Source organism: Pseudomonas gebzensis (genome assembly GCF_034427815.1).
Classification (GTDB): Bacteria; Pseudomonadota; Gammaproteobacteria; order Pseudomonadales; family Pseudomonadaceae; genus Aquipseudomonas.
This window is the reverse complement of the sequence record NZ_JAXQNS010000001.1, coordinates 146,669-170,514: the sequence shown is the minus strand read 5'-3', so window position 1 is coordinate 170,514 and position 23,846 is coordinate 146,669. Positions and strand designations below refer to the sequence as shown.

Annotated in this window: 21 protein-coding genes, 3 tRNA genes and 2 pseudogenes; 10 read left to right on the top strand and 16 right to left on the bottom strand. The window is 61.6% G+C overall.

The annotated features are described in order from the left end of the window. Nucleotides 1–41: 41 nt before the first annotated feature. The 12 genes from tolA to SJI00_RS00720 form a co-directional block, all read right to left on the bottom strand. Nucleotides 42–1,178: a cell envelope integrity protein TolA gene (tolA, locus tag SJI00_RS00775; protein ID WP_322459865.1), complete on the bottom strand. Its 1,137-nt coding sequence runs from the start codon at nucleotides 1,176–1,178 to the stop codon at nucleotides 42–44. Then, on the bottom strand, nucleotides 1,178–1,630 hold the full coding sequence (gene tolR / locus SJI00_RS00770) for a protein TolR (RefSeq protein ID WP_322459864.1): 453 nt from the start codon (nucleotides 1,628–1,630) through the stop codon (nucleotides 1,178–1,180). Before tolR ends, tolA begins: the two co-directional genes overlap by 1 nt. A gap of 14 nt (nucleotides 1,631–1,644) precedes the next feature. After that, nucleotides 1,645–2,340: a protein TolQ gene (tolQ, locus tag SJI00_RS00765; RefSeq protein WP_312935303.1), complete on the bottom strand. Its 696-nt coding sequence runs from the start codon at nucleotides 2,338–2,340 to the stop codon at nucleotides 1,645–1,647. 2 nt (nucleotides 2,341–2,342) lie between these two features. Then, nucleotides 2,343–2,795, bottom strand: coding sequence for a tol-pal system-associated acyl-CoA thioesterase (gene ybgC, locus SJI00_RS00760; protein WP_322459863.1), 453 nt, complete (start codon nucleotides 2,793–2,795; stop codon nucleotides 2,343–2,345). A gap of 123 nt (nucleotides 2,796–2,918) precedes the next feature. Further along, complete coding sequence (gene ruvB / locus SJI00_RS00755) at nucleotides 2,919–3,965, bottom strand: Holliday junction branch migration DNA helicase RuvB (RefSeq protein ID WP_322459862.1); 1,047 nt, start codon at nucleotides 3,963–3,965, stop codon at nucleotides 2,919–2,921. Beyond that, a complete protein-coding gene (ruvA, locus tag SJI00_RS00750; RefSeq protein ID WP_322459861.1) occupies nucleotides 3,962–4,579 on the bottom strand; it encodes a Holliday junction branch migration protein RuvA in 618 nt (205 codons plus the stop codon). The genes ruvB and ruvA overlap by 4 nt, the downstream gene beginning before the upstream one ends. A gap of 110 nt (nucleotides 4,580–4,689) precedes the next feature. Continuing rightward, nucleotides 4,690–5,214: a crossover junction endodeoxyribonuclease RuvC gene (gene ruvC / locus SJI00_RS00745; protein WP_322459860.1), complete on the bottom strand. Its 525-nt coding sequence runs from the start codon at nucleotides 5,212–5,214 to the stop codon at nucleotides 4,690–4,692. A 114-nt stretch (nucleotides 5,215–5,328) separates the two neighbouring features. Then, nucleotides 5,329–6,075, bottom strand: a complete 747-nt coding sequence (locus SJI00_RS00740; RefSeq protein ID WP_322459859.1) for a YebC/PmpR family DNA-binding transcriptional regulator — start codon at nucleotides 6,073–6,075, stop codon at nucleotides 5,329–5,331. 114 nt (nucleotides 6,076–6,189) lie between these two features. Continuing rightward, entirely contained in the window at nucleotides 6,190–7,965 is a 1,776-nt protein-coding gene (gene aspS / locus SJI00_RS00735) for an aspartate--tRNA ligase (RefSeq protein WP_322460446.1), read from the bottom strand. A gap of 89 nt (nucleotides 7,966–8,054) precedes the next feature. Beyond that, the gene (locus tag SJI00_RS00730; protein ID WP_312935317.1) at nucleotides 8,055–8,276 is read right to left on the bottom strand and encodes an FmdB family zinc ribbon protein; all 222 of its coding nucleotides are present in this window, start codon (nucleotides 8,274–8,276) and stop codon (nucleotides 8,055–8,057) included. Nucleotides 8,277–8,365: 89 nt separating this feature from the next. Further along, nucleotides 8,366–8,704 carry a ribbon-helix-helix domain-containing protein gene (locus tag SJI00_RS00725; RefSeq protein ID WP_322459858.1) on the bottom strand — a complete coding sequence of 113 codons (339 nt, stop codon included), beginning with the start codon at nucleotides 8,702–8,704 and terminating at the stop codon, nucleotides 8,366–8,368. Between the two features lie 173 nt (nucleotides 8,705–8,877). Beyond that, entirely contained in the window at nucleotides 8,878–9,351 is a 474-nt protein-coding gene (locus SJI00_RS00720) for a Dps family protein (RefSeq protein ID WP_322459857.1), read from the bottom strand. A gap of 268 nt (nucleotides 9,352–9,619) precedes the next feature. Between SJI00_RS00720 and SJI00_RS22475 the strand changes: the two are divergent. After that, nucleotides 9,620–9,934: pseudogene (locus SJI00_RS22475) on the top strand (cold shock domain-containing protein membrane protein); the annotation flags it as partial. An 81-nt stretch (nucleotides 9,935–10,015) separates the two neighbouring features. Next, nucleotides 10,016–10,225 (top strand): annotated as a pseudogene (locus SJI00_RS22470) (cold shock domain-containing protein); the annotation flags it as partial. Nucleotides 10,226–10,300: 75 nt separating this feature from the next. Here the strand turns inward: SJI00_RS22470 and SJI00_RS00710 are convergent. Then, nucleotides 10,301–10,507: a SlyX family protein gene (locus tag SJI00_RS00710; RefSeq protein ID WP_322459855.1), complete on the bottom strand. Its 207-nt coding sequence runs from the start codon at nucleotides 10,505–10,507 to the stop codon at nucleotides 10,301–10,303. After that, complete coding sequence (locus SJI00_RS00705; protein WP_322459854.1) at nucleotides 10,497–10,928, bottom strand: HIT domain-containing protein; 432 nt, start codon at nucleotides 10,926–10,928, stop codon at nucleotides 10,497–10,499. The genes SJI00_RS00710 and SJI00_RS00705 overlap by 11 nt, the downstream gene beginning before the upstream one ends. 739 nt (nucleotides 10,929–11,667) lie before the next feature. On the opposite strand from SJI00_RS00705, the gene SJI00_RS00700 reads away from it, so the two are divergent. The 3 genes from SJI00_RS00700 to SJI00_RS00690 all read left to right on the top strand — a co-directional run bounded on the left by SJI00_RS00700 (nucleotide 11,668) and on the right by SJI00_RS00690 (nucleotide 15,795). Next, on the top strand, nucleotides 11,668–12,933 hold the full coding sequence (locus SJI00_RS00700) for an OprD family porin (protein ID WP_322459853.1): 1,266 nt from the start codon (nucleotides 11,668–11,670) through the stop codon (nucleotides 12,931–12,933). Between the two features lie 172 nt (nucleotides 12,934–13,105). Beyond that, nucleotides 13,106–14,821 carry a proline--tRNA ligase gene (locus tag SJI00_RS00695; protein ID WP_322459852.1) on the top strand — a complete coding sequence of 572 codons (1,716 nt, stop codon included), beginning with the start codon at nucleotides 13,106–13,108 and terminating at the stop codon, nucleotides 14,819–14,821. A 20-nt stretch (nucleotides 14,822–14,841) separates the two neighbouring features. Continuing rightward, nucleotides 14,842–15,795 carry a hypothetical protein gene (locus SJI00_RS00690; protein ID WP_322459851.1) on the top strand — a complete coding sequence of 318 codons (954 nt, stop codon included), beginning with the start codon at nucleotides 14,842–14,844 and terminating at the stop codon, nucleotides 15,793–15,795. An 11-nt stretch (nucleotides 15,796–15,806) separates the two neighbouring features. Here SJI00_RS00690 and dinB read toward each other — a convergent pair whose 3' ends face one another. Beyond that, nucleotides 15,807–16,874 carry a DNA polymerase IV gene (dinB, locus tag SJI00_RS00685; protein WP_322460445.1) on the bottom strand — a complete coding sequence of 356 codons (1,068 nt, stop codon included), beginning with the start codon at nucleotides 16,872–16,874 and terminating at the stop codon, nucleotides 15,807–15,809. 199 nt (nucleotides 16,875–17,073) lie between these two features. Between dinB and SJI00_RS00680 the strand changes: the two genes are divergently transcribed. The 5 genes from SJI00_RS00680 to SJI00_RS00660 all read left to right on the top strand — a co-directional run bounded on the left by SJI00_RS00680 (nucleotide 17,074) and on the right by SJI00_RS00660 (nucleotide 21,745). Beyond that, nucleotides 17,074–17,150 (top strand) — tRNA-Met (locus SJI00_RS00680). Nucleotides 17,151–17,273: 123 nt separating this feature from the next. Continuing rightward, nucleotides 17,274–17,350 (top strand) — tRNA-Met (locus SJI00_RS00675). Nucleotides 17,351–17,491: 141 nt separating this feature from the next. Then, nucleotides 17,492–17,568: transfer RNA gene (locus tag SJI00_RS00670), tRNA-Met, on the top strand. 233 nt (nucleotides 17,569–17,801) lie between these two features. Next, nucleotides 17,802–20,444 carry a bifunctional lysylphosphatidylglycerol flippase/synthetase MprF gene (mprF, locus tag SJI00_RS00665; protein WP_322459850.1) on the top strand — a complete coding sequence of 881 codons (2,643 nt, stop codon included), beginning with the start codon at nucleotides 17,802–17,804 and terminating at the stop codon, nucleotides 20,442–20,444. Further along, nucleotides 20,444–21,745: a virulence factor family protein gene (locus SJI00_RS00660; protein ID WP_322459849.1), complete on the top strand. Its 1,302-nt coding sequence runs from the start codon at nucleotides 20,444–20,446 to the stop codon at nucleotides 21,743–21,745. The genes mprF and SJI00_RS00660 overlap by 1 nt, the downstream gene beginning before the upstream one ends. 50 nt (nucleotides 21,746–21,795) lie before the next feature. Here the strand turns inward: SJI00_RS00660 and SJI00_RS00655 are convergent, their stop codons facing one another. Continuing rightward, nucleotides 21,796–23,694 carry a potassium transporter Kup gene (locus SJI00_RS00655; RefSeq protein ID WP_322459848.1) on the bottom strand — a complete coding sequence of 633 codons (1,899 nt, stop codon included), beginning with the start codon at nucleotides 23,692–23,694 and terminating at the stop codon, nucleotides 21,796–21,798. Nucleotides 23,695–23,846: the final 152 nt, after the last annotated feature.

Below are 23,846 nucleotides of genomic sequence, written 5' to 3'. Positions count from 1 at the left end.
CACACAGCAGAGCAAGACCAGCAGTCCTTTCAGACGTTTAATCACAACGCAAGATCCTCAGGAGTAAATGTCATCTTGAATGACCGATACGGGTTGAACTCGTTCGGCTTCAAGCCTTGCATTTCGGTCAAACGACCAATGTTCTTGACTGCCGCCACTGCCGAACTGTCGAACGGCCCGTCGCCACTGGACTTGAGCACCTTCACGCCAGTCACGGTACCGTCCGGCAGCATGTTGATCTGCAGGACGACGGTCATACCCTTGCGGGCAGACGGTGGTCGTGCCCAACCTTCTGCGGCGCGCACTCGAATCAGGTCGTCGAAATCACCGGCCACCTGGTCACCCTGCTCATCCGCCAGCGCTTGCTGACGCTCGGTGGTATCGGACAACAGCTCGGCCAGGGCCTGGGCTTTCTTGTCTTCCGCCGCCTTGCGTGCTGCATCCTGGGCTTTCTTCTTCTGAGCGTCTGCAGCGGCCTTCTTCTTGGCCTCTTCAGCTGCCTTCTTCTTCGCATCCTCGGCTGCCGCTTTCTTCTTGGCGTCCTCGGCTGCTTTTTTCTTGGCGTCTTCAGCGGCCTGCTTTTTGGCATCCTCCGCTGATTTCTTCTTCGCCTCTTCAGCGGCCTCTTTCTTGGCCTCTTCTTCAGCTTTTTTCTTCGCTTCTTCTTCAGCCTTTTTCTTGGCGATGTCGGCCTGCTGTTTTTCGGCGGCCTTTTTCGACGCTTCGGCTTTCTTGGCCTCGTCCGCCTTCTTGGCCTCGTCCGCCTTCTTGGCTTCGGCGGTTTTTTTCGCCTCGGCCGCCTTTGCAGCCTCATCTGCTTTCTTGGCTTCAGCAGCCTCGCGGGCCGCCTCGGCTTTTTGATCAGCATCGGCTTTCTTTTGTTCCGCGGCCTTCACAGCCTCCTGCTCGACCTTTTTCTGTTCGAGCTGTTCGACTTCGGTCTGGCGTGAAGCGGTCTTCTTGGCCTCACCTGCAATCTTCTGGTTGGTCTGGGTGGTCGCCTGGCTCTTGGACTTGAGCTGATACAGCGTAGCCTGAACGATGGGCTTGGACGGCGGCAGTTCCGGCGTCATCGCAAAACTGACGAACAGCATGCCGAACACCAGCACATGCAGGCCGACCGCCCAGACACTGGGCCAGAAGTAGCTTTCCGAGGCGGAGGGCTCTCGCTGCTGCATCAGGGCGCCTCGGTGATCAGGCCAACGTTACCGACACCGGCTTTCTGCAACCCGCCCATGGCGCCCATTACCGCGCCGTAATCCACGGTCTTGTCGCCACGGATGAACACCTGGGTCTGCTTGCCCTGGTCACGACCGGCAGCGATGATCTTGGTCACGGCGTTGGTCATGTCCGGCAACGTCATGGCCTTGTCCATCTGCTTGTCGGTGTCGACCTCGCTGCCAAGGTTCCAGAAGTAGGTTTTGTCGGCTTTGATCGAAATGGTGAGGATCTGCACGTTGTTGTCCTGAGGCAACGCCTCACTGGACACCTTCGGCAGGTCGACCTTCACGCCCTGATTGAGCATGGGGGCAGTCACCATGAAGATGACCAGCAGCACCAACATCACGTCGATGTAAGGCACCACGTTCATCTCGGCGACCGGCTTGCGTTTCTGGCGAACTCGGGCCATGGGTTTCTACCTGATCACTCTTCGCTGGTGTGCACTTTGCGGTGCAGAATGGCCTGGAACTCATCGGCGAACGTGTAGTAACGGCCGATCAGGGTTTCACTGCGCGCGGCGAATCGGTTGTACGCGATAACTGCCGGGATTGCCGCGAACAGGCCGATCGCCGTTGCGATCAAGGCCTCGGCGATGCCCGGTGCCACGGTGGCGAGGGTCGCCTGCTGGGCGCTGGCCAGACCACGGAACGAGTTCATGATGCCCCACACGGTACCGAACAAGCCGATGTAGGGGCTGGTGGAACCCACCGTGGCGAGGAAGGGCAGGCTCTGCTCGAGCTTTTCTTCCTCACGGGAGATGGCGACGCGCATGGCGCGACCGACGCCTTCCATCACTGCATCAGGATCGACACCCGGCTGCTGACGCAGACGTGAGAATTCCTTGAAGCCGGCGCGGAACACCTGCTCGACACCCGAGTCAGGATCCGGGTTGCTGCCCGCCTGACGATACAGCTTGGACAGATCGATACCTGACCAGAACCGCTCCTCGAAAGCGTCCAGCGCACGACGACCGGCGCGCAGCATGGTGCTGCGCTGAAAGATCATGATCCACGAGGTCACCGAGGCGGCTACGAGGATCAGCATGACCAGCTGAACCACGATACTGGCATTGGCGACCAGGCTCCACATGGAGGTATGGTCGACGACGTTTGCTTCCACGCTTATTCTCCTGCGTTCGATTGATTACCCGGGCTGTCCGCCAGGAAGGCGTTACGCAGCTCTGAAGGAATAGCCCGGGGTTTGAATGTGTCTGCACGCACGGCTGCGATCAGAAACTGCCCTTCACAGAGCAACGTCTGATCACGCTCGCGCCAGACCTGCTGGACGAAGCGCAGACTGGCCCGATTGAGCTCGCGCACGTGCGCGGTTACCCGCAGTTCATCGTCCAGTCGCGCCGGCGCCAGGTAACGGGCCTCGCTTGAATGGACGACGAACAGAAGATCTTGTTGTGCCAGTTGTACCTGAGAAAATCCAAGATGACGCAGCCGCTCCGTGCGCGCACGCTCCATGAACTTGAGGTAGTTGACGTAGTAGACCACCCCGCCGGCGTCTGTATCTTCGTAGTAGACGCGACAGCGATGTGCGAACGGTTCCAGCTCATTTTGCGCGCGCATACTCTAGTGCTTACTCCTCGGCTTGCCAATCCGGCAGGACAACTGTTTTTTCACGGATCATCAAACGCTTGGTCCAGTCGTCGACTGCCAGCGGTAGGACCACGCAAAAGCGCTTTTGATCGACTATTCGTCGACCGGATCGGAAAATTCTCCCCCTTCCGTGAACCGCCCAGGAATGTTCAATCCGAAGTGCAGATAGGCGTGCCGTGTGACTACCCGCCCTCTGGGCGTGCGCATGATGTAGCCTTGCTGGATCAGGTAGGGCTCGAGCACATCTTCGATGGTGTGACGCTCCTCGCTGATAGCCGCGGCCAAATTGTCGACCCCGACCGGACCGCCGTCGAATTTCTCGATCATGGTCAGCAACAGCCGCCGGTCGGAGTGATCGAAACCGCGTTCATCGACATCCAGCAGGTTCAGCGCCATGTCCGCGATGGTCTTGGTGATATGCCCTTTACCTCGTACCTGGGCGAAGTCCCGCACGCGGCGCAGCAATCGGTTGGCGATACGCGGTGTACCACGGGCTCGACGAGCGATTTCAAACGCACCCTCCGGCTCGATGGGCAGGCCGAGAATGCCCGCCGAACGCGTGACGATCGTGCTCAGATCCTTGTTGCTGTAGAACTCCAGACGCTGGACGATCCCGAAGCGGTCGCGCAGGGGGTTGGTCAGCATGCCGGCACGGGTCGTTGCGCCCACCAGGGTGAACGGCGGCAGATCGAGCTTGATGGAGCGTGCCGCTGGGCCTTCGCCGATCATGATGTCGAGCTGGAAATCTTCCATGGCCGGGTACAGCACTTCCTCCACGACAGGCGGCAGCCGGTGGATTTCATCAATGAACAACACGTCATGGGGTTCAAGGTTGGTCAGCATCGCTGCGAGATCACCTGGGCGCTCGAGGATCGGCCCAGAGGTACTCTTGACCGATACGCCCATTTCATTGGCGATGATGTTCGCCAGTGTGGTCTTGCCCAGGCCCGGGGGGCCGAAGATCAGCGTGTGGTCGAGCGATTCGTTACGACCACGGGCGGCCTGGATGAACAGCCCCATCTGGTCGCGCACTACCGGCTGGCCAATGTAGTCATCCAGGCTGAGCGGCCGAATGGCCCGGTCCTGGACCTCTTCGCGGTCGCGACCACTGGCAGCGATCAGTCGGTCGGCTTCGATCACTTGACGATCATCCCTTTGAGGCTGCGGCGGATCAGCTCTTCACTGCTCAGCCCGGACTTGTCTTTGATGGCGCCGATGGCTTTGCTCGCCTCTTGCGGCTTGTAGCCCAGTGACACCAGCGCGCTCACGGCATCGGCTTCGGCACTGGAGTCTGCGGCCAGCGGCAGCGGGCCATCGGAGACCAGAGCAAACATGGCCGGGGACGTTTCCCAGGCCTTGAAGCGATCCTTGAGCTCGACCAGCAGACGCTCGGCGGTTTTCTTGCCAACGCCCGGCACGCGCACCAGCACGGAGGCGTCCTGAGCCTGCACGCAGCGCACCAGTTCGTCCACCTCAAGCCCGGACATCAAGGCCAGCGCCAGCTTGGGCCCAACGCCGTTCAGGCGGATCAGCTCACGGAACAGCTCGCGTTCACGCTTCTCAAAAAAGCCATACAGCAGGTGGGCATCTTCACGCACCACCTGATGAGTGTGCAGCGTGACCGTTTCGCCGAGCTTGGGCAGCCGATAGAGCGTGGTCATCGGCACCTCCAGCTCGTAGCCAACGCCGTTGACGTCGATAATCAGATGCGGCGGCTGTTTTTCCGCCAAGGTGCCGCGCAAACGTCCAATCACGTGTCGTTCCTTTAATCGTGGAGGGGGCCTCGCGACCGCCTCACCCTATCAGCAAATGCCTGAGGCAAGTGCTCCCCAGGTCCAAAAACATGTATCAGCGCATGAAGCCTCTAGAGCCGCAAGCGACCGCCGCGACGGCGTGCAGCGCCCAGACCGTGGGGAACCAGGCTGGACCGGGTATGGGCATGGCACAGGGCAATGGCCAGGGCGTCGGAGGCGTCGATTTGCGGTTTTTGAGTCAGTTTGAGCAAGTGCATGACCATCAACTGGACCTGCTCCTTGCTGGCGCCCCCGGTTCCGGCTACCGCTTGCTTGATCTGAGTGGGGCTGTACTCAGCCACCTCCAGACCGGCCTCGGCGGCCGCCACGATGGCCGCGCCGCGGGCCTGGCCGAGCTTGAGTGCAGAGTCCGGGTTGCGGGCCATGAACACCCGCTCGATGCCCATCGTGACCGGCCCATGCAGGCGAATGACCTCTGCCACCCCGCGAAAGACAATCTGCAGGCGCTCGGGCAACTCGCCCGCCCCCGTGCGAATGCAACCTGATGCCACATAGTCGCAACCGCGGGCCGTTTGCAGCACCACGCCGTAGCCGGTGATGCGCGAGCCGGGGTCTATCCCAAGAATCAGTGTCATAACGCCTGTAAACCAAAAAAGGCGCTTGAGCGCGCCGGTGCATCCTGAATGTCGCTAAATGCGGCGGGCGGGCAGCGCATGAGGTGCAGTGCGCTGCCCACCCGCCTGTGGACGTCAACCCAACTGCTCCATGACCTCATCGGAGATCTGCGCGTTGGAGTAGACGTTTTGAACGTCGTCGAGATCTTCCAGCATGTCGATCAATTTCAATACTTTCTCGGCACCGTCCTGATCCAGTTCGGCACTGGTCGTGGGGAGCATCACGATCTCTGCGTCGGCAGCCTTGAAGCCGGCTTCATCCAACGCCGTACGCACGGCGTAGAAGCTGTTGAACGAGGCAAACACATCGAACGAGCCGTCGTCGTTGGCAACCACATCGTCAGCATCCGCTTCCATCGCGGCTTCCATCAGCGAATCTTCATCCACGCCTGAAGCGAAGCTGATCTGGCCCTTGCGCTCGAACAGATAGGCCACCGACCCGTCGGTGCCCAGGTTGCCGCCGCACTTGGAAAACGCATGACGAACCGCTGCAGCCGTGCGATTGCGGTTGTCGGTCATGGCCTCGACCAGGATCGCCACACCGCCCGGGCCATAGCCCTCGTAGCTCAGCTCTTCGACATTGTCGCTTTCATTGGTGCCAGCGCCACGCGCCACGGCGCGATCGATGATGTCCCGGCTCATGTTGGCACCCAGCGCCTTGTCCAGGGCCAGACGCAGACGCGGGTTGGAGGCCGGATCGCCGCCGCCTTGCTTGGCAGCGACGGTCAGCTCACGGATCCACTTGGTGAATACCTTGCCTCTCTTGGCATCCTGGCGCTCTTTGCGGTGCTTGATGTTCGCCCACTTGGAATGACCAGCCATAACGACTCCAAATCCTTGAAACAGAAACAGCCCCGCCCCTGAACGGGGCGGAACGGGAAACCTGCAGGTTGTACGGGAGTGCACCCATTTCAGGTAGCACCCCCGGTGCTGCGCTTACTCGACTTTGGTCTGTTCGCGCAGGCGGATGTGCAGTTCGCGCAGCGCCTTGGCATCCACCAGCCCCGGCGCTTGGGTCATGACGCACGCCGCGCTCTGGGTTTTCGGGAAGGCGATCACTTCGCGAATCGACTGGGCGCCGGTCATCAGCATCACCAGGCGATCGAGGCCGAAGGCCAGACCGCCATGGGGCGGTGCACCGAACTTGAGCGCATCGAGGAGGAAGCCGAACTTCTCTTCCTGCTCGGCCGCCTCGATACCCAGCAGGCGGAACACGGCCTGCTGCATTTCCTTGCGGTGAATACGGATCGAACCGCCACCCAGCTCGGTGCCGTTGAGCACCATGTCATAGGCACGCGACAGTGCGGTAGCCGGATTGGCCTCCAGCTCTTCAGGCGAGCACTTGGGCGCGGTGAAGGGGTGGTGCAGTGCGCTGAAGCTGCCGTCTTCGTTTTCCTCGAACATCGGGAAGTCGACGACCCACATCGGTGCCCACTCGCAGGTCAGCAGCTCGAAGTCGTGACCCAGACGAATACGCAAGGCGCCCAGCGCTTCGCTGACCACTTTGAACTTGTCGGCACCGAAGAAGACGATGTCGCCGTCTACCGCGCCCACGCGATCCAGGATCACATTGAGGTTGGCTTCCGGGATGTTCTTGACGATCGGCGACTGCAGGCCTTCGACGCCCTTGGCGCGCTCGTTGACCTTGATGTACGCCAGACCCCGGGCACCATAGATGCCGACGAACTTGGTGTACTCGTCAATGCGGCTGCGCGGCATGCTGGCGCCGCCCGGCAGACGCAGCGCGGTGACGCGGCACTTGGGATCGTTGGCCGGGCCGCTGAAGACCTTGAAGTCCACGTCCTTGAGCTGATCGGCAACGTCGACCAGTTCCAGCGGGTTGCGCAGGTCTGGTTTGTCGGAGCCATAACGGCGCATGGCTTCTTCGAAGGTCATGTGCGGGAAGTCACCGAACTCCAGATCGAGCACTTCCTTGAACAGCTTGCGGATCATGCTCTCGGTCAGGCCCATGATCTCGGCTTCATCGAGGAAGCTGGTCTCGATGTCGATCTGGGTGAATTCCGGCTGGCGGTCGGCGCGCAGGTCTTCGTCGCGGAAGCACTTGGCAATCTGGTAGTAGCGGTCAAAGCCCGCGACCATGAGCAACTGCTTGAACAGCTGCGGCGATTGCGGCAAGGCGAAGAAGCTGCCGGCGTGGGTGCGGCTGGGCACCAGGTAATCACGAGCGCCCTCTGGCGTGGCGCGGGTGAGGATCGGCGTCTCGACATCAAGGAAACCGTTGTCATCGAGGAAGCGGCGGATGCTGCTGGTGATGCGCGAACGCAGACGCAGCTTGTCGGCCATTTCCGGACGGCGCAGGTCGATGAAGCGGTAGCGCAGGCGGGTTTCTTCGCCTACGTCAGAGAATTCGTTGAGCGGGAATGGCGGCGTTTCGGCTTCGTTCAGCACCGTCAGTTCATAACCCAGCACCTCGATGGCGCCGGAGGTCATGTTGGCGTTGACGGCACCGGCCGGCCGCAGGCGGACCTTGCCGGTGATCTGCACGACATACTCGCTGCGCACGCGATCGGCGGCGGCGAAGGTGTCGGCGCGATCGGGATCGAAGACGACCTGGGCCAGGCCCTCGCGGTCACGGATATCGAGGAAGATCACCCCGCCGTGGTCGCGGCGACGATGGACCCAGCCGCAAAGGGTGACTTCCTGGCCGTCCAGGCTCTCGTTCAGTTGGCCGCAATAGTGGCTGCGCATCATGATGGTGGTTTCGCTTCTCGTGATCGTGTATTCGGTGGGTCTTGCTGGCTCGAGGCCCATACTGCAAGACCTTGTCACTGCAATTCAACTCAGTCGGACGTGTCGCCGCTGGCCAGGTTCTTCTTGGCGCCGGTCTTGAAATCGGTCTCGTACCAACCGGCACCGCCGAGGCGGAACCCCGGCACGGACAACTGCTTCTTCAGTTCAGGCGCCTGGCAAGCCGGGCAATCGGTCAGTGGCGCTGCACTGATTTTCTGCAGCGCCTCCAACTGATGGTTGCAGGCGGCGCATTGATAGTCATAAAGGGGCATCGACGTTTCTCATCAACCACAACGCTGACTGCCGGAGCAGCCAAAAACGCGGATTATATAGGGTTAAAGAGTGCCGTGCAGCTTCCTGTTCACTGCACGTCTGGCGGGTCCAGCAGCCAGGCGACGCAAACCACCCTGACCAACCCACTGAAGTTTCTGACGCCACCATGGCGCAAATGCACTTCACGATCCAGATAAGACAACACTGCACTGACCGAACATCGATTGGCGTCGGCGATCCGGTCGAGAATGTGCCAATACACCCGCTCAAGCCTCAGACACGTCGAGAACCCATTGAGCCGGACCGAGCGCGACACCGGACACGCACGCTGCATGTCGAAGTCCATCGCGAACGGGTCGATGCATTGCTTGCCTGGCCAGCCCCGCTGTAGTGCCGCCTGCCGGGGTATCACCGCCCTTGCCTCCATCGCTTACCTCCTCACTCGAGAAACCCGCCTCAAGCCGCGGGCGTTGGCCAATCAGGCCTCGAAGCTTTCAGAGGATGCAGCGGGAAGTATTTGCGCCCGATACGAAAGTGCCCGGCCTGATCACTCAGGCCGGGCACTTGAAGACGCCTGTCACGCGTCGACCTGACGAAGGCCTATTTGCCTTCGAGCAGGGCGCGCAGCATCCATGCGGTTTTTTCATGGACTTGCATGCGCTGGGTCAGCAGGTCAGCGGTCGGCTCGTCGCTGACCTTCTCGACCTCGGGGAACACGCTGCGCGCCGTACGCGTCACCGCCTCCTGGCCTTGCACCAACTGACGAATCATCTCGTCGGCCGAAGGCACGCCTTCTTCTTCGCTGATCGAGGAGTGGCGGGCATAGAAGGCGTACGAGCCAGGCGCCGGGAAGCCCAGGGCACGAATACGTTCGGCAATGGCATCGACCGCCAGCGCCAGCTCGTTGTACTGCTCCTCGAACATCAGGTGCAGGGTGCGGAACGCAGGGCCGGTCACGTTCCAGTGAAAATTGTGGGTTTTCAGGTACAGCACATAGGTGTCCGACAGCAGCCGCGACAGGCCATCGACGATGGCCTTGCGATCGTCTTCATTAATACCGATATCAATTGCCATGGATCTCCCCTTTTGCAGAACGCTTGATGATCAAGCCAATACTGTATCAAGACTTGCCGACGCCTGTCGGGTTCCCGACCTTGCGCCAATCGCCGCACCCTATGGTTTGAGAAGCCGGCGTCTTTACGGTTAAATAGGCAGCGTGCCACCCGTGCGGATTGTCAATGCCGGGTGCATAGGCTGGACTGCCATGTGATCGCGCCTATATCCCTGCGCACCGCGCTACCAGCTCTTCCTGTGATTGACCTTATCAATGTGAGCCCACCCCATGTTCAAGATCGTCCATCTGGTGACGGGCGTTGCAGCACTGCTGCTTGCCTCGATCCCAAGCCTCAGAACTGAAACCCTACCGTTCCTGCAACAACCTGAAGCCTATAAAGCCGGTTACCTGGTTCTGCTCGGCCTGCTCAACCTGCTGCTGGCCCCTGTGTTCCCGATGTACTATCGCGGGGCGCGGCAACACCTGCAACGCCTTGCCAGCACGCTGCTGGTGCTGGCCGTCATCCTGCAAACCGTGACATTGCTGGCTCGCCCCGAACTGGGCAATGTGCCCGCCCTGCTCTGCGCCACCCTGGCCGTTGCCGTGCACCTGGCCGTCGGATTCGTGCGCAAGCCGCGCAAGGCCTACAGCAGCGGCCAGACCCCTGCCACCGAAGACAACGGTCGCGATACCGGCACGGTCAAGTGGTTCAACACCTCCAAAGGCTTCGGCTTCATCTCGCGCGACTCTGGCGACGACATCTTCGTGCACTTCCGCGCCATTCGTGGCGAAGGCCATCGCGTCCTGGTCGAAGGGCAACGCGTGGAGTTCTCGGTCATGCACCGCGACAAAGGCCTGCAAGCCGAAGACGTGATCGCCATCAATCGGCGCTGACCCCCAAGCGCCGTGGGCGATGCCTGGCTCGATACCGCGCCGCGCATCGCCCACGGCGCTCAGTCGCCACTGCGCTCAATAATGCGGCGGCGGCGCTTCGTCGCCTTCGACACCCATCTGCCCCACCAGATCGTCATAACGCTTGAGCAGATGTTGCATCTGTTGCTGCAAGCGTTCGATCTTCCGTGCCTGCTCGAACACCACCTGGTTCAGCGTCTGCAGGTTGTCGTCCTGAAAGGCCTGACGGGTTTCCAGCTCGATGACCTGATTCTCAAGCGTCATTGCGAACCTCGGTGAAATCCTTGCCCAGCAGGTCCTTGAGGCGTGCACGCGTAGCCTGCACCTGCTCGGCGGCATACTCGATGGCAGGCACACGCCCCCATACCGGTGCAGGCCAGGCGGCGTCGTCACGCTTGCGCACAATCACATGCATGTGCAGCTGGCTTACCACATTGCCCAATGTGGCGACGTTCATCTTGGCAGCGCCGTAGGCGGATTTCAGGGCCTGGGCCAACTGGGTGGTCTCCTGCCACAACTGATGCTGGTCGGCCTCATCCAGGTCGAACAGCTCACTCACCTCTGGCCGACGCGGCACCAGGATGAACCACGGGTAGTTGGCATCCTTGCTGAGCAGCACACTGCACAACTCAAGATGGCCCAACTCGATCGAATCCTGTTGCAAACGCGAATCCAGGACAAACACAGACACTCTCCTTAACCAATGGCCGTAAGGGCTACGTAACGGCTGGGAGGATACCGTGGCTGGCGAATCAACACATGATCACAGCCGCCAAGCCCCACCCGCGCCCCAAAAGCGGGCAGCCGAAACGCTTCATGCACCGATAAGGGTAACAGTCGCTACTTTTCGCACCAACGCGGCGCCGCTAATGAGAATCAAGTACAGGCAGAGCTGCATAAACTACTCAACCTCAACAAGCACCGGTAACACATTGACTTCCCTCAAGGTGTTGACACTGGCCGAAACACGACAATCCGGTATACCAACCCCCTGGAAAACCCTTGAAAACACGGCCCTCCCAGCCCTTGCACAGCTCGGATGTGAAAAAAACATCAAGAGAATGTGAAAATGAGCACGCTTGTTGCATTCGCTTCCAGCAAGCTCGGGCGCCACCCCTTAGACAGCAGGTGGCACTGAGAGATTCTTGAAACACCAATGTGCCTGGCCGTGTTTGCGCTCGATTCAACCTTCGGTGGACTCGAACAAAACGTTGTCGGGCAGCACTGGAAAGCGGTCGATGCATAACCTGAAACAGTTGTTTCTACTCGATACAAGTCACGGCTGAACAGGTTGATTTCGCTGTATCGCAAAGTACAAGTTGGCGTGCTATACCTCCACGCCGACATAACAAGAAAGAGCTGCCCCAATAACTAAAAAACCGGGCGCAGCGGTACTCTTCCTAAAACCAAAGGAGCAAATCACGATGCGCGTGATGAAGTGGAGCATGATCGCCCTGGCCGTTGCGGCAGGGACCTCGCAGCTGGCAATCGCCTCTTCGCAAGACGAATCCAAAGGTTTCATCGAAGACAGCAAGCTCAACGTCAAGACTCGCATGCTGTATTTCAGCCGCGACTTCCGCAATAACGAAAGTGGCAAAAGCCGCGTGGAAGAAACCGGCCTGGGCTTCGTCGGTACTTACGAATCCGGCTTCACCCAAGGCACCGTGGGTGTCGGCGTCGACGCCATCGGCATGCTTGGCCTGAAGCTCGACAGCGGCAAGGGTCGTGCAGGCACCGGCATGTTCCCGAGCGGCTCTGATGGCCGTTCGCAGGATGAGTTCTCCGAAGGCGGCGCTGCAATCAAGTTCCGCGTTTCCGACACCGTACTGAAAGTCGGCAACCAGTTCACCGCAATGCCTGTCTTCGCTACCGATGACAGCCGCTTGCTGCCAGAAGTCGCTGAAGGCGCGCTGATCACCAGCAACGAAATCAAGGGTCTGACCCTGCAAGCAGGTCGTTTCACCGGCCTGAACGCCCAGAACCGCACTGGCCACGACAGCCTCAACCTGAAAGAAGCTGACGTCATCGGCGGTACCTACGCCATCACCGACGGCCTGTCTGCCAGCGTCTACCACTCCAATGTCGAAGACTACTGGCGCAAGTGGTACGGCAACGTGAACTGGGCACTGCCGATTTCCGACAACCAAGGCCTGGTGTTCGACTTCAACGTCTACAACACCAAGGGCGACGGCTCGAACGAAGTCAGAGCCTTTGACGGTGACAAGCTCGACAACACCGCCTACAGCCTGTCCGGTGCGTACAAAATTGGCGCACACACCTTCACCCTGGCGCACCAGCGTGTAACCGGTGATGGCGACTACGCCTACGGCGTAGACGGCGGCGGCTCGATCTTCCTGGCCAACTCCGTGGCCCGTTCGGACTTCAACGCCGAGAACGAAAAATCCTGGCAGGCTCGCTACGACCTGAACCTGGCCGAGTACGGCGTACCTGGTCTGACCTTCATGACCCGTTACATCCGCGGTTATGACGCCCACGTTGAAGGCACCAACAGCGGCAAGGAATGGGAACGCGACATCGACGTCAAATACGTCCTGCAGCAGGGCCCGGCCAAGGACCTGAGCTTCCGTGTCCGCCAGGCCACCTACCGCTCCTCCGATGGCGTTTACTACGGTTCGGCTTCGATCGACGAACTGCGCCTGATCGTCGAGTACCCGCTGAGCATCCTGTAAGCCCTGGCTTGCAATGCTCTGCACCCGAGAAGGCCCGGCATCTGCCGGGCTTTTTCTTGGCTGGCTTTTGATGGCTGACAACACAGGGCCTGTGGGGCATCCTGTACGCCTTCCCTCCCCGCCCGTACAATGCGGGTCATTTCAAACACTCAGGCAATCGACACGGCTCCCCATGCGCACCAGTCAATTCTTGCTCGCCACTCAAAAAGAAACCCCTGCCGACGCGGTCGTCATCAGCCACCAGCTCATGCTGCGTGCCGGCATGATCCGCAAGCTGGCCTCCGGCCTGTACACCTGGCTGCCCATGGGCCTGCGGGTCATGCGCAAGGTCGAGAACGTGGTCCGCGAGGAAATGAACGCCGCCGGCGCTCTGGAAGTGCTGATGCCTAGCGTGCAGCCTGCCGAGCTGTGGCAGGAATCCGGCCGCTGGGAACAGTACGGCCCTGAGCTGCTGCGCATCAGGGACCGTCACAACCGCGAGTTCTGCGTCGGCCCGACCCACGAAGAGGTCATCACCGACCTGGCGCGCAATGAGCTGTCCAGCTACAAGCAACTGCCGCTGAACCTGTACCAGATCCAGACCAAGTTCCGTGACGAAATCCGTCCGCGGTTTGGCCTGATGCGCGGCCGCGAATTCATCATGAAGGACGCCTATTCCTTCCATGCAGATCAAACGTCGCTGCAAGACACCTACGACCGCATGCACCAGGCCTACACCAATGTGTTCACCCGCCTGGGCCTGGATTTCCGCCCCGTGCAGGCCGACACCGGCTCGATCGGTGGGAGCTACTCCCATGAGTTCCACGTGCTGGCCTCTTCGGGCGAAGACGATGTGATCTTCAGCGACAGCTCCGACTACGCCGCCAATATCGAGAAGGCCGAAGCCATCCCGCGCGAAACCGTGCGTCCTGCGCCAACCGAAGCGCTGCGCCTGGTCGACACGCCACATGCCAAGACCATCGCTCAACTGGTCGAGCAGCACGGCGTGCCGATCGAGAAGACCGTCAAGACCCTGATCGTGCGCGGCGCCGAAGAAGGCAAGCTGATCGCGCTGATCGTGCGCGGCGACCACGAGCTGAACGAGATCAAGGCCGTCAAGCTCGAGCAGGTTGCCGAGCCACTGGTCATGGCCACCGAAGATGACCTGCGCACCGCCATTGGCGCAGGCGCAGGTTCGCTCGGCCCGCTGAACCTGCCGCTGGAGTGCATCATCGACCGTTCGGTCGCCTTGATGAGCGACTTCGGCGTGGGCGCGAACATCGATGACAAGCACTACTTCGGCGTCAACTGGGAGCGCGACCTGCCCGTTCCACAAGTCGCCGACCTGCGTAATGTAGTCGCCGGCGATCCGAGCCCGGACGGCCAGGGCACCCTGGTCATCAAGCGCGGCATCGAAGTGGGCCATATCTTCCAGCTCGGTACCAAGTACAGCGAAGCGCTCAAGTGTCAGGTGCTGGGTGAAAACGGCAAACCGGTCATGCTGTCGATGGGCTGCTACGGTATTGGCGTGTCGCGCGTCGTAGCGGCAGCCATCGAGCAGAGCCATGACGACAAAGGCATCATCTGGAACGACGCCCTGGCCCCGTTCCAGATCGCCTTGGTGCCGCTGCGCTATGAAACCGAGGCGGTTCGTGAAGCCACTGACAGGCTGTATGCCGAGCTGACAGCTGCAGGCTTCGAAGTGCTGCTCGACGACCGTGACAAGAAGACCAGCCCCGGCAACAAGTTTGCCGACATGGAGCTGATCGGCATCCCGCACCGCATCGTCATCAGCGACCGTTCGCTCGCCGAGGGCAATCTGGAGTACAAGCACCGCACCGAACAGGACGCCCAACCGCTGGCGATCAATGAGGTGCTGACCTTCCTGCAAGCGCGAGTCCGCCGCTGATAGCCAACGCCTGGGTGACCATGTTCAAGCGAAGTACCTTTACCTTGGGGGGCGCCGCGCTCAGCGGCGCCCTGCTGCTCGGCGGCTGTGCCAATCAGATGTCGCAACGCAGTGACCATGAAGACCGTGTCGAGCGCAAACTGCTCGAGCACAACCTGCACATCGATGTGGGCGACCCCAAAGTGATGGAGTTGCCGCAACGGCGCGTGCGCATTACCGAGCAGAAGCGTTTCGAGGTTACGGAGTTCGAGGTGACTCGCCACTACGACCGCTACACCCCTTACCAGCCCTGGCGGGAAATCTACGAGATACCCCTCGGAGCGGTAGCGGTGGTCGCCGGTGCAGGTGCCAATGTGGTCAACCTGATCACTTTCGGCCACTTGCCAGACAGTGTCACCCATGACTGGTTGGAATACGGCATCGCCGGGCTCAACCCGTTCATGAACGTGCAGTCCAACGGCCGCGCGCAGCAGAACCTGGCAGGCATCAGCGAAGTGCAGAAGGAGCGGCGCGAGGAGTTCACCAGCCTGCCCTGGAGCGAGCGCCTGGTCGAGGTCAAGGCGGGCAAGGTCAATCACGAATTGACCACTGACCGGGGCGGTATCCTGCGCCTGAACCTGCTCGACAGCCCGTTCTCGGAGCAGAACCTGAAGCACATCGGCACCCTGCACCTGCAAGTACTCGATGAAGACAACGGCGTGCGTGGCGATGCCAGCCTGTTACTGGGCAGCAACCTGCGCGGCAAGCTGCTCGAAGCTCACCAGCTGATTTTCGATGACCTTGAAGACGACGATGTCGGCCAATGGGTGCACCGCGTCAAGCGCCTGTCCGAGCTGGGCCTGGAGGAAGAAGCGAGCGAGCTTGAGCAGAGCCTGATCGAGCTCACCCGCAACGACCCTGAACTGCAAAGCGAGCTGGTTCGCGCCCTGGCCAAGCAGACTGGCCGCCTGGTCGCCGATCCCGGCGCCCAATAATCGTTCAGGCGTTACCCTTCGTGCGACTCCGTGAACAGCTCCAGCTGTTCATGGGCACCGCGCAGATCCAGCAACCTCACCCCTACCCCGAGCAGGCGCACCGGTTTGGCGCCGCGCGCAAAGGCCTGGCTCAGCAGTTGCTGATAGCTGTGCAAATCGCGCCCCGCACCTGCCTGCTCAAGGGTGGTCTGGCTGAAATCGTGAAACTTGACCTTGACGAACGGCTTGCCGGGCTTATAGCTGCTGTCCATCCGTGCGATACGTTCGGTGAGCGTGGCCAGCAGTTCAGGCAGGCGCTGCAGACAGCTGTCGAGGTCGGGTAGATCGGTGTCGTAGGTGTTCTCCACACTGACGGACTGACGCCGGCTGTCAGCCTGCACGATGCGCTCGTCGATGCCCCGGGCCAAGCCCCAGAGCCGTTCGCCGAAGCTGCCGAATTCGCGCACCAGCGCCAGGCGCGCCCAGGCGCGCAAATCCTCGCAGGTCACGATGCCCAGGCGGCTGAGCTTGTCGGCGGTGACCTTGCCCACACCGTGCAACCTAGCCACGGGCAACGCGCAAACGAAGGCTTCGACCTCCGCCGGGGTAATGACGAACAAGCCATTGGGCTTGCGCCAGTCGCTGGCGATCTTGGCCAGGAACTTGTTGGGCGCGACACCCGCCGAGACAGTGATGCGCAAGCTTCTGGCGACGCGCCTGCGAATGTCTTCGGCGATTCGCGTGGCGCTGCCAGCGAACCATTGGCTGTCGCTCACATCCAGGTAGGCCTCATCGAGCGACAGCGGCTCGATCAGGTCGGTGTAGTCGCGAAAGATCTGCTGAATTTCCCGGGATGCCTCGCGGTAGGCCTCGAAACGTGGCTTGACGATCAGCAGATCGGGGCACAGTTGGTGCGCATGGCGTGAAGACATGGCCGAACGCACGCCATAGGCACGGGCCTCGTAGTTGCACGTGGCAATGACACCGCGCCGATCCGCCGAGCCGCCCACCGCCATTGGCCGACCTGCCAGACTGGGGTCGTCACGCATTTCGATGGCTGCATAAAAGCAGTCACAATCGACATGAATGATCTTGCGCACTGACATGGCTGACAACCGACACTGTAAATTCATACAGATCATAGCGCATGGGGTGATTGACCAACCAGCGCCCTGCTAGCCGAGGCTGACGGTCGGCAGGATCGCACCCTCAATGTCGCTAAAGCTCTGAGAGGGAAAGACTTTTCTGGGGAAATGTCTTGACACCTGGAAGAATATCCGTAGAATCCAACTCCACAGACGCGGGATGGAGCAGTCTGGTAGCTCGTCGGGCTCATAACCCGAAGGTCGTCGGTTCAAATCCGGCTCCCGCAACCAGCTTTAAAAAGAAGGCCACTGCTAACCCAGTGGCCTTTTTTGTTGTCTCAGAAAAAATTTCTTGTGAATCAATGAATTAGTGCTTGCCATCAACTCGCAGGGCTGTAGAATGCGCCCCACAGACGCGGGATGGAGCAGTCTGGTAGCTCGTCGGGCTCATAACCCGAAGGTCGTCGGTTCAAATCCGGCTCCCGCAACCAGCTTCAAGAAGAAGGCCACTGTTAACGCAGTGGCCTTTTTTCGTTGTGGGGGCGACCGAGTAGCCCACAACGGTGTAATAGCCGCATACGCGTTAAAAGATTTGACACACCCAATTGAATCTGTAGAATGCGCACCTCTGACGCGGGATGGAGCAGTCTGGTAGCTCGTCGGGCTCATAACCCGAAGGTCGTCGGTTCAAATCCGGCTCCCGCAACCATATTCGTCAGAACAAGCCCCGCCTGTCGCAAGACAGTGCGGGGCTTTTCGTTGTGGCCTGTTTTCGTCGACACCCGTCTGCCTCGCGTTTTGAAGCCGCCTGCCGATACCTGTGAATGAACTATCTTTAACGCTCCCGGCCAATGGCCGGAGTAATATCTGGATACTTTTTCATAGGGACTTCCACTTGGCCGCTCCTCGCTCTTCACTCGCGCTGCCTGCACGAGGCTATCCATGACTGCCCCCACTCCCGAATCGCACACCCCGCTGACCGCAGCGTTGCCTGCGGCTGCCCAACGTCTGCCGTGGCTCGAGCGCTTGAGCACCTACCGTCAACCGCTAGGTCTGGCCATCACCCTGGCCTTGTTTGCCATGGCGCTGATTGCCTGCCGACACCTGCTGAGTGAACTGGACATCTATGCCCTGCATGACGCCATGCTCAGTGTGCCGGCCAACGCGCTGATCGGTGCCTTCGCCGCCACCGTTGTCGGTTTCGCAGTGCTGCTGGGTTACGAGTGGTCGGCCTGCCGCTACGCAGGCACTCAACTGCCCGCGCGCACACTGGTCATGGGCGGGCTCAGCGCTTTTGCCATTGGTAACGCGATTGGCCTGTCGATGCTCTCGGGCGGTTCGGTGCGCTACCGGTTATATGCGCGTCATGGCCTGGGGGCGGCGGAAGTCGCGCGCATGACCGTGTTTGCCAGCCTGTCGTTGGGGTGTGCGCTGCCGCCACTGGCCGCATTGGCCACCTTGAGCGACTTGCAGTCCGCCTCGCTCGCCCTGGGTTTGACACCCATGCTGCTGGGCAGCATCGCCACCGGCGTATTGCTGCTGACTGCACTGCTGGTGGCAGGGTTGTACCGGCGGCGGCTGGCCGAGCAACCACGCCCGGATAATCTGCTGGTGCGGCTAGGCCGGCGCACCCTGCGACTGCCTAGCGGCAAGCTGACTGCGCTGCAACTGCTGATCACCGCGCTGGATGTCGCCGCTGCGGCCACCGTGCTCTATCTGCTGCTGCCTGAAGCCCCGCCTTTCGGCGCTTTCTTGATGGTCTACCTGCTGGCCCTGGCCGCGGGTGTGCTCAGCCATGTACCGGGCGGTGTCGGGGTGTTCGAGGCCATCTTGCTGGCGGCCTTCGCCGACCAGCTCGGCGCGGCGCCTTTGGCCGCTGCCCTGCTGCTGTACCGCCTGATCTATGTGGTGCTGCCCCTGCTGCTGGCCTGCGTGGCGCTGCTGATCAACGAGGCGCGGCGCCTGCTGTTCGCCCAGCATGCGCTGCGCGCGGCCTCGGGTCTGGCTGCGCCGGTGCTGGCGATTCTGGTGTTTCTTTCCGGGGTGGTGCTGCTGTTCTCTGGCGCGACACCGGAAATCGACACACGCCTCGAACACATGGGCTTTCTGGTCCCGCACCGGCTGATCGATGCCTCGCACTTCGGTGCCAGCCTGATCGGCGTGCTGTGCCTGTTGCTTGCCCAAGGGCTGCGCCGGCGCCTGTCGGCAGCCTGGCTCTTGACCACCGTGCTGTTGTTGGTGGGCGCGATCCTCTCGCTGCTCAAAGGCTTCGACTGGGAAGAGGCCAGCATTCTGGTATTCACCGCGGCGCTGCTGGCGCTGTTCCGCCGTTCGTTCTACCGCCCCAGCCGTCTGCTGGAGCTGCCCTTCTCGCCGGTGTATCTGGTGGCCAGCGTCTGCGCTGTCGGTGCCTCGATCTGGCTGCTGCTGTTCGCCTATCAGGACGTGCCCTACAATCACCAACTGTGGTGGCAGTTCACCCTGGATGCCAACGCACCTCGCGCCCTGCGCGCCGCCATGGGCAGCGCAGTGCTGCTGGTGTTCGTGGCGCTGACCTGGCTGCTGCGCACCGCACGGCCAGTCATCCATTTGCCCGATGAAGAGGAGCTGCAACGCGCCACGCGCATTCTGCTTGCCTCCGATCAGCCCGATGGCGGGCTGGCCCTGACCGGCGATAAAGCGCTGCTGTTCCACCCGGACGACAATGCCTTCCTCATGTACGCCCGCCGTGGGCGCAGCCTGGTGGCGCTGTATGACCCGATCGGCCCGGCCCAGGAACGTGCCGAGATGATCTGGCAGTTCCGTGACCTCTGCGACCTGCATCACGCCCGCCCGGTCTTCTATCAAGTGCGCGCCGAGAACCTGCCGTTCTACATGGACATCGGCCTGACCGCGATCAAGCTGGGCGAAGAGGCGCGAGTCGATTTGCGCCGCTTCGACCTGGAGGCCAAAGGCAAGGAGATGAAGGACCTGCGCTACACGTGGAACCGGGGCGGCCGAGACGGCCTGAGCCTGGAAGTGCACGAGCCAGGACAGGCGCCGATGGAGGAGCTCAAGGTCATCTCCGATGCCTGGCTCAACGGCAAGAACGTGCGCGAGAAAGGCTTTTCGCTGGGCCGCTTCAGCGTCGACTACCTCAAGCACTTTCGCATCGCGCTGATCCGTTTCCAGGGACGCCCGGTGGCCTTCGCCAACCTGCTGGAAACCCACAGCAATGAGCTGGCCAGCCTGGATCTGATGCGCGCCCACCCCGAGGCGCCGAAGCTGACCATGGAATTCATGATGGTCGGCCTGATTCTGCACTACAAAAGCCATGACTACGGCCGTTTCAGCTTGGGCATGGTGCCGCTGTCGGGGTTGCAGCCACGGCGCGGCGCACCGCTGACCCAGCGTTTGGGCTCGTTGGTGTTCCAGCGCGGCGAACAGCTTTACAACTTCCAGGGCCTGCGGCGCTTCAAGGACAAGTTCCAGCCCGACTGGGAACCTCGCTACATGGCTGTGCCGGCCGGGCTCGACCCGCTGGTAGCACTGGCTGATACCGCCGCCCTGATTGCGGGCGGCCTGACTGGATTGGTGAAACGTTGATGATCCGACGCTATTGGTTGTACCTGCTGATCGCGCTGGCCGTCGCCGCTGCGGCCGCCAGCCTGGCCTTCTGGCTGTGGACCCGGCCTGCGCCCGAGGCCCGCGTGGAACACCTGAGCCTTCCGGGCGGCACCAGCCTGGCGCGCGCCACACCTGGCGTACAAGCCAAGGCTCATGTGGCCATCGGTGTGCCCAAAGGCCAGGCACTGACCGACAAGCAACTGCTGGACCTCAGCCAGGCTGGCGAAGCGCAGCTGGTGCAAGTGCTGTTGCCCACCGATGACTGCGCGGTGCAGCAGCAGCTCATGGACCAGGCCATCGCCCAACTTGGCGCCACGCCGACGGTGGTTGCCGGCATCGGTCCGGGCGCGGCACAGGCCTGGCGCTGGCTGGCGGCACAAGGTGATGACAAGGCCCGGGCCATTTCCGTCGACTTCAAGCTGGAACAACCCAGCTGCACCTCGCCCCTGCCCAAAACCGCCGCCCACGGCCACTGGAACGTGGCCTGGAACGACAACCCGGATGACGCCAGCGCAGGCTTCGTGCGTGACCAGCCCAACGCCGAGACCAGCATTAGCGACTACGACATCCATCTGCCTCAGGTGCTCAAGTCGCAACTCACCCAGGTGCTGGTCGGGCGCGATGGCTCCTCGCTGAACATTCCGGTGGTCGAAGTGCCAGCAGGTCAGGCCACCGATACGGTGACCCTGTTCCTCTCGGGTGACGGTGGCTGGCGTGACCTGGACCGCGATGTCGCCGGCGAGATGGCCAAACTGGGCTACCCCGTGGTGGGCATCGATACGCTGCGCTACTACTGGCAGCACAAGACCCCAGAGCAGAGCGCTGCCGACCTCTCGGAACTGATGCATCACTACCGGCAGAAATGGGGTACCAAACGCTTCGTGCTGACCGGTTACTCGTTTGGCGCAGACGTGCTGCCTGCTACCTTCAATCGGCTCTCGCCGGAAGATCAGCAGCGTATCGACGCGGTGATCCTGCTGGCCTTCGCCCGCAGCGGCAGCTTCGAGATCGAAGTCGAAGGCTGGCTGGGCAAGGAAGGCCAGGAGGCACCGACCGGGCCTGAAATGGCCAAGATGCCTGCGGCAAAAGTGGTGTGCATCTACGGGATGGAAGAGGCCGACGAAAGCGGTTGCACCGAAAGCACTGCAGTCGGTGAGCGGGTGAAACTGCCTGGCGGTCATCACTTCGACGAAAACTACCCGGCACTGGCCAAGCGCCTGATCAAGGAGATCGAGGCGCGCCAGGGCAAAGCCGCCGCAGCGCAGCAACAACAGCAATAAAGACGGCGCTCAGGGCCGGTGCACAGACACGCTGCACCGGCCCTGCCCGATCAGATCTCGACCTGGGTTCCCAGCTCGATCACCCGGTTCAGCGGCAGGTTGAAAAACCGCAGGTTGCCGTTGGCATTCTTCAGCATGAAAGCGAACAGGTTGCTGCGCCAGCGCATCATGCCTTCCAGGCGTGATGCGATCACCGTTTCGCGGCTGAGGAAGTAGGTGGTGCGCATGGGCGTGAAGTCCAGCGTGTCCAGCGTACACAAGGTCAGCGCTTGCGGTACATCCGGCTCGTCCATGAAGCCGAAGTGCAGCAGCACCCGGAAGAATCCGTCGCCGTAGTCCTCGACCTCGAAACGCTCCTGCGCCGGCACCCGCGGCCGGTCTTCGCTGACCACGGTCAACAGCACCACTTGGCGATGCAGCACCTGGTTGTGCAGCAAATTGTGCAACAGCGCATGCGGAACGGCATCGGGGCGGGCGGTCAGAAACACTGCCGTGCCTTCGACGCGGTGCGGCGGCTGCACGCCGATACTGGCAATGAAGATCGGCAACGGCAAAGCGGCTTCATCGATCCGCTCGACCAGAATCTGCTTGCCGCGCTTCCAGGTACTCATGAGGGTGAACAGCACAATCGCGGCCAGCACCGGGAAAGCGCCACCTTGCAGCACCTTGGGCAGGTTGGCGGCGAAGAACAGCCCATCGACCAGCAAGAAGCCCAGCAGGATCGGCACTGCCAGCAACGGTGGCCACTTCCACAGCAGCAGCATCACCACGGCGACCAGGATCGTGGTCATCAGCATGGTTCCGGTCACGGCCACCCCGTACGCCGCTGCCAGGGCACTGGAGGATTCAAAACCGATCACCAGCAGCACCACACCCACCATCAAGGCCCAGTTCACCGCACTGATGTAGATCTGCCCCTGCTCATCGCTGGAGGTGTGCTGGATGTGCATGCGCGGGATATAGCCCAGCTGGATGGCTTGGCGCGTCAACGAGAAGGCCCCGGAAATCACGGCTTGCGACGCAATCACCGTCGACAGCGTGGCCAGGCCCACCAGCGGCAGCAACGCCCAGCCTGGCGCCAGCAGGAAGAACGGGTTGCGCGCAGCGTCGGGGTTGTTCAACAGCAAGGCGCCCTGGCCGAAATAGTTGAGCACCAGCGCCGGCAGCACCAGGGCGAACCAGGCGCGGGCAATTGGCTTGCGACCGAAATGGCCCATGTCGGCATACAGCGCCTCGGCACCGGTCAATGCCAGCACCACCGCGCCCAACACCGCCACGCCGATGCCTGGGTGTACGACGAAAAAGCGTACCGCCCAAGCAGGATTGAACGCCTTGAGCACTTCCGGGCTTTGCTGGATGCCGTACAGGCCGAGCGTCGCCAAGACCAGGAACCAGGTCACCATCACCGGGCCGAACAGCTTGCCGATCTTCTCGGTACCGTGCTTCTGCACCACGAACAGCGCCACCAGCACCACCAGCGAAATCGGCACCACCCAGTGGTCGATGCCCTCGAAGGCCAGCCCCATGCCTTCGACGGCCGACAACACCGAGACGGCCGGGGTGATCATGCTGTCGCCATAGAACAACGATGCGCCGATCAAGCCGCAGCCAATGATGACCTTGCGCAACAGCGGATACGGCGCCGCCGCCCGCCGCGCCAGGGCAGTCAGGGCCATGGTCCCGCCTTCGCCCTGGTTGTCGGCGCGCAGGATGAACATCACGTATTTGAACGACACCACCCACAGCAATGACCAGAGGATCAGCGAGAGAATGCCCAGCACACCGTCATGGTTGACCGGCACGCCATAGCCGCCGGTGAAGACTTCCTTGAGCGTATACAACGGGCTGGTGCCGATATCGCCATAGACCACCCCGACAGCGGCGACCAGCAGGCCCAGCGACCGCTTTGCCCCCTGCCCGCCTGCGGCATGACTGCTTGCCTGAACCATCGACCACTCCCGCATTCGGCCCGACAGGCCGATAGAAATAGCACCGGGCGCCACGCGCCCGGACCGCGCTGCTACCGTGGGCCCAAGGCTCCTGGCAGAACGCCGCGAAGCATAGCGCAGCGCCGTCGGATTTTCTGCTGTGGCGCATGCGC

Excerpts from the sequence above, each read along its gene's own strand:
- tolA (WP_322459865.1), bottom strand. The coding sequence starts at position 1,178 with ATGCAGCAGCGAGAGCCCTCCGCCTCGGAAAGCTACTTCTGGCCCAGT.
- tolR (WP_322459864.1), bottom strand. The coding sequence starts at position 1,630 with ATGGCCCGAGTTCGCCAGAAACGCAAGCCGGTCGCCGAGATGAACGTG.
- ybgC (WP_322459863.1), bottom strand. The coding sequence starts at position 2,795 with ATGCGCGCGCAAAATGAGCTGGAACCGTTCGCACATCGCTGTCGCGTC.
- ruvC (WP_322459860.1), bottom strand. The coding sequence starts at position 5,214 with ATGACACTGATTCTTGGGATAGACCCCGGCTCGCGCATCACCGGCTAC.
- SJI00_RS00740 (WP_322459859.1), bottom strand. The coding sequence starts at position 6,075 with ATGGCTGGTCATTCCAAGTGGGCGAACATCAAGCACCGCAAAGAGCGC.
- aspS (WP_322460446.1), bottom strand. The coding sequence starts at position 7,965 with ATGATGCGCAGCCACTATTGCGGCCAACTGAACGAGAGCCTGGACGGC.
- SJI00_RS00730 (WP_312935317.1), bottom strand. The coding sequence starts at position 8,276 with ATGCCCCTTTATGACTATCAATGCGCCGCCTGCAACCATCAGTTGGAG.
- SJI00_RS00725 (WP_322459858.1), bottom strand. The coding sequence starts at position 8,704 with ATGGAGGCAAGGGCGGTGATACCCCGGCAGGCGGCACTACAGCGGGGC.
- SJI00_RS00720 (WP_322459857.1), bottom strand. The coding sequence starts at position 9,351 with ATGGCAATTGATATCGGTATTAATGAAGACGATCGCAAGGCCATCGTC.
- SJI00_RS00710 (WP_322459855.1), bottom strand. The coding sequence starts at position 10,507 with ATGACGCTTGAGAATCAGGTCATCGAGCTGGAAACCCGTCAGGCCTTT.
- SJI00_RS00700 (WP_322459853.1), top strand. The coding sequence starts at position 11,668 with ATGCGCGTGATGAAGTGGAGCATGATCGCCCTGGCCGTTGCGGCAGGG.
- SJI00_RS00695 (WP_322459852.1), top strand. The coding sequence starts at position 13,106 with ATGCGCACCAGTCAATTCTTGCTCGCCACTCAAAAAGAAACCCCTGCC.
- SJI00_RS00690 (WP_322459851.1), top strand. The coding sequence starts at position 14,842 with ATGTTCAAGCGAAGTACCTTTACCTTGGGGGGCGCCGCGCTCAGCGGC.
- mprF (WP_322459850.1), top strand. The coding sequence starts at position 17,802 with ATGACTGCCCCCACTCCCGAATCGCACACCCCGCTGACCGCAGCGTTG.
- SJI00_RS00660 (WP_322459849.1), top strand. The coding sequence starts at position 20,444 with ATGATCCGACGCTATTGGTTGTACCTGCTGATCGCGCTGGCCGTCGCC.
- SJI00_RS00655 (WP_322459848.1), bottom strand. The coding sequence starts at position 23,694 with ATGGTTCAGGCAAGCAGTCATGCCGCAGGCGGGCAGGGGGCAAAGCGG.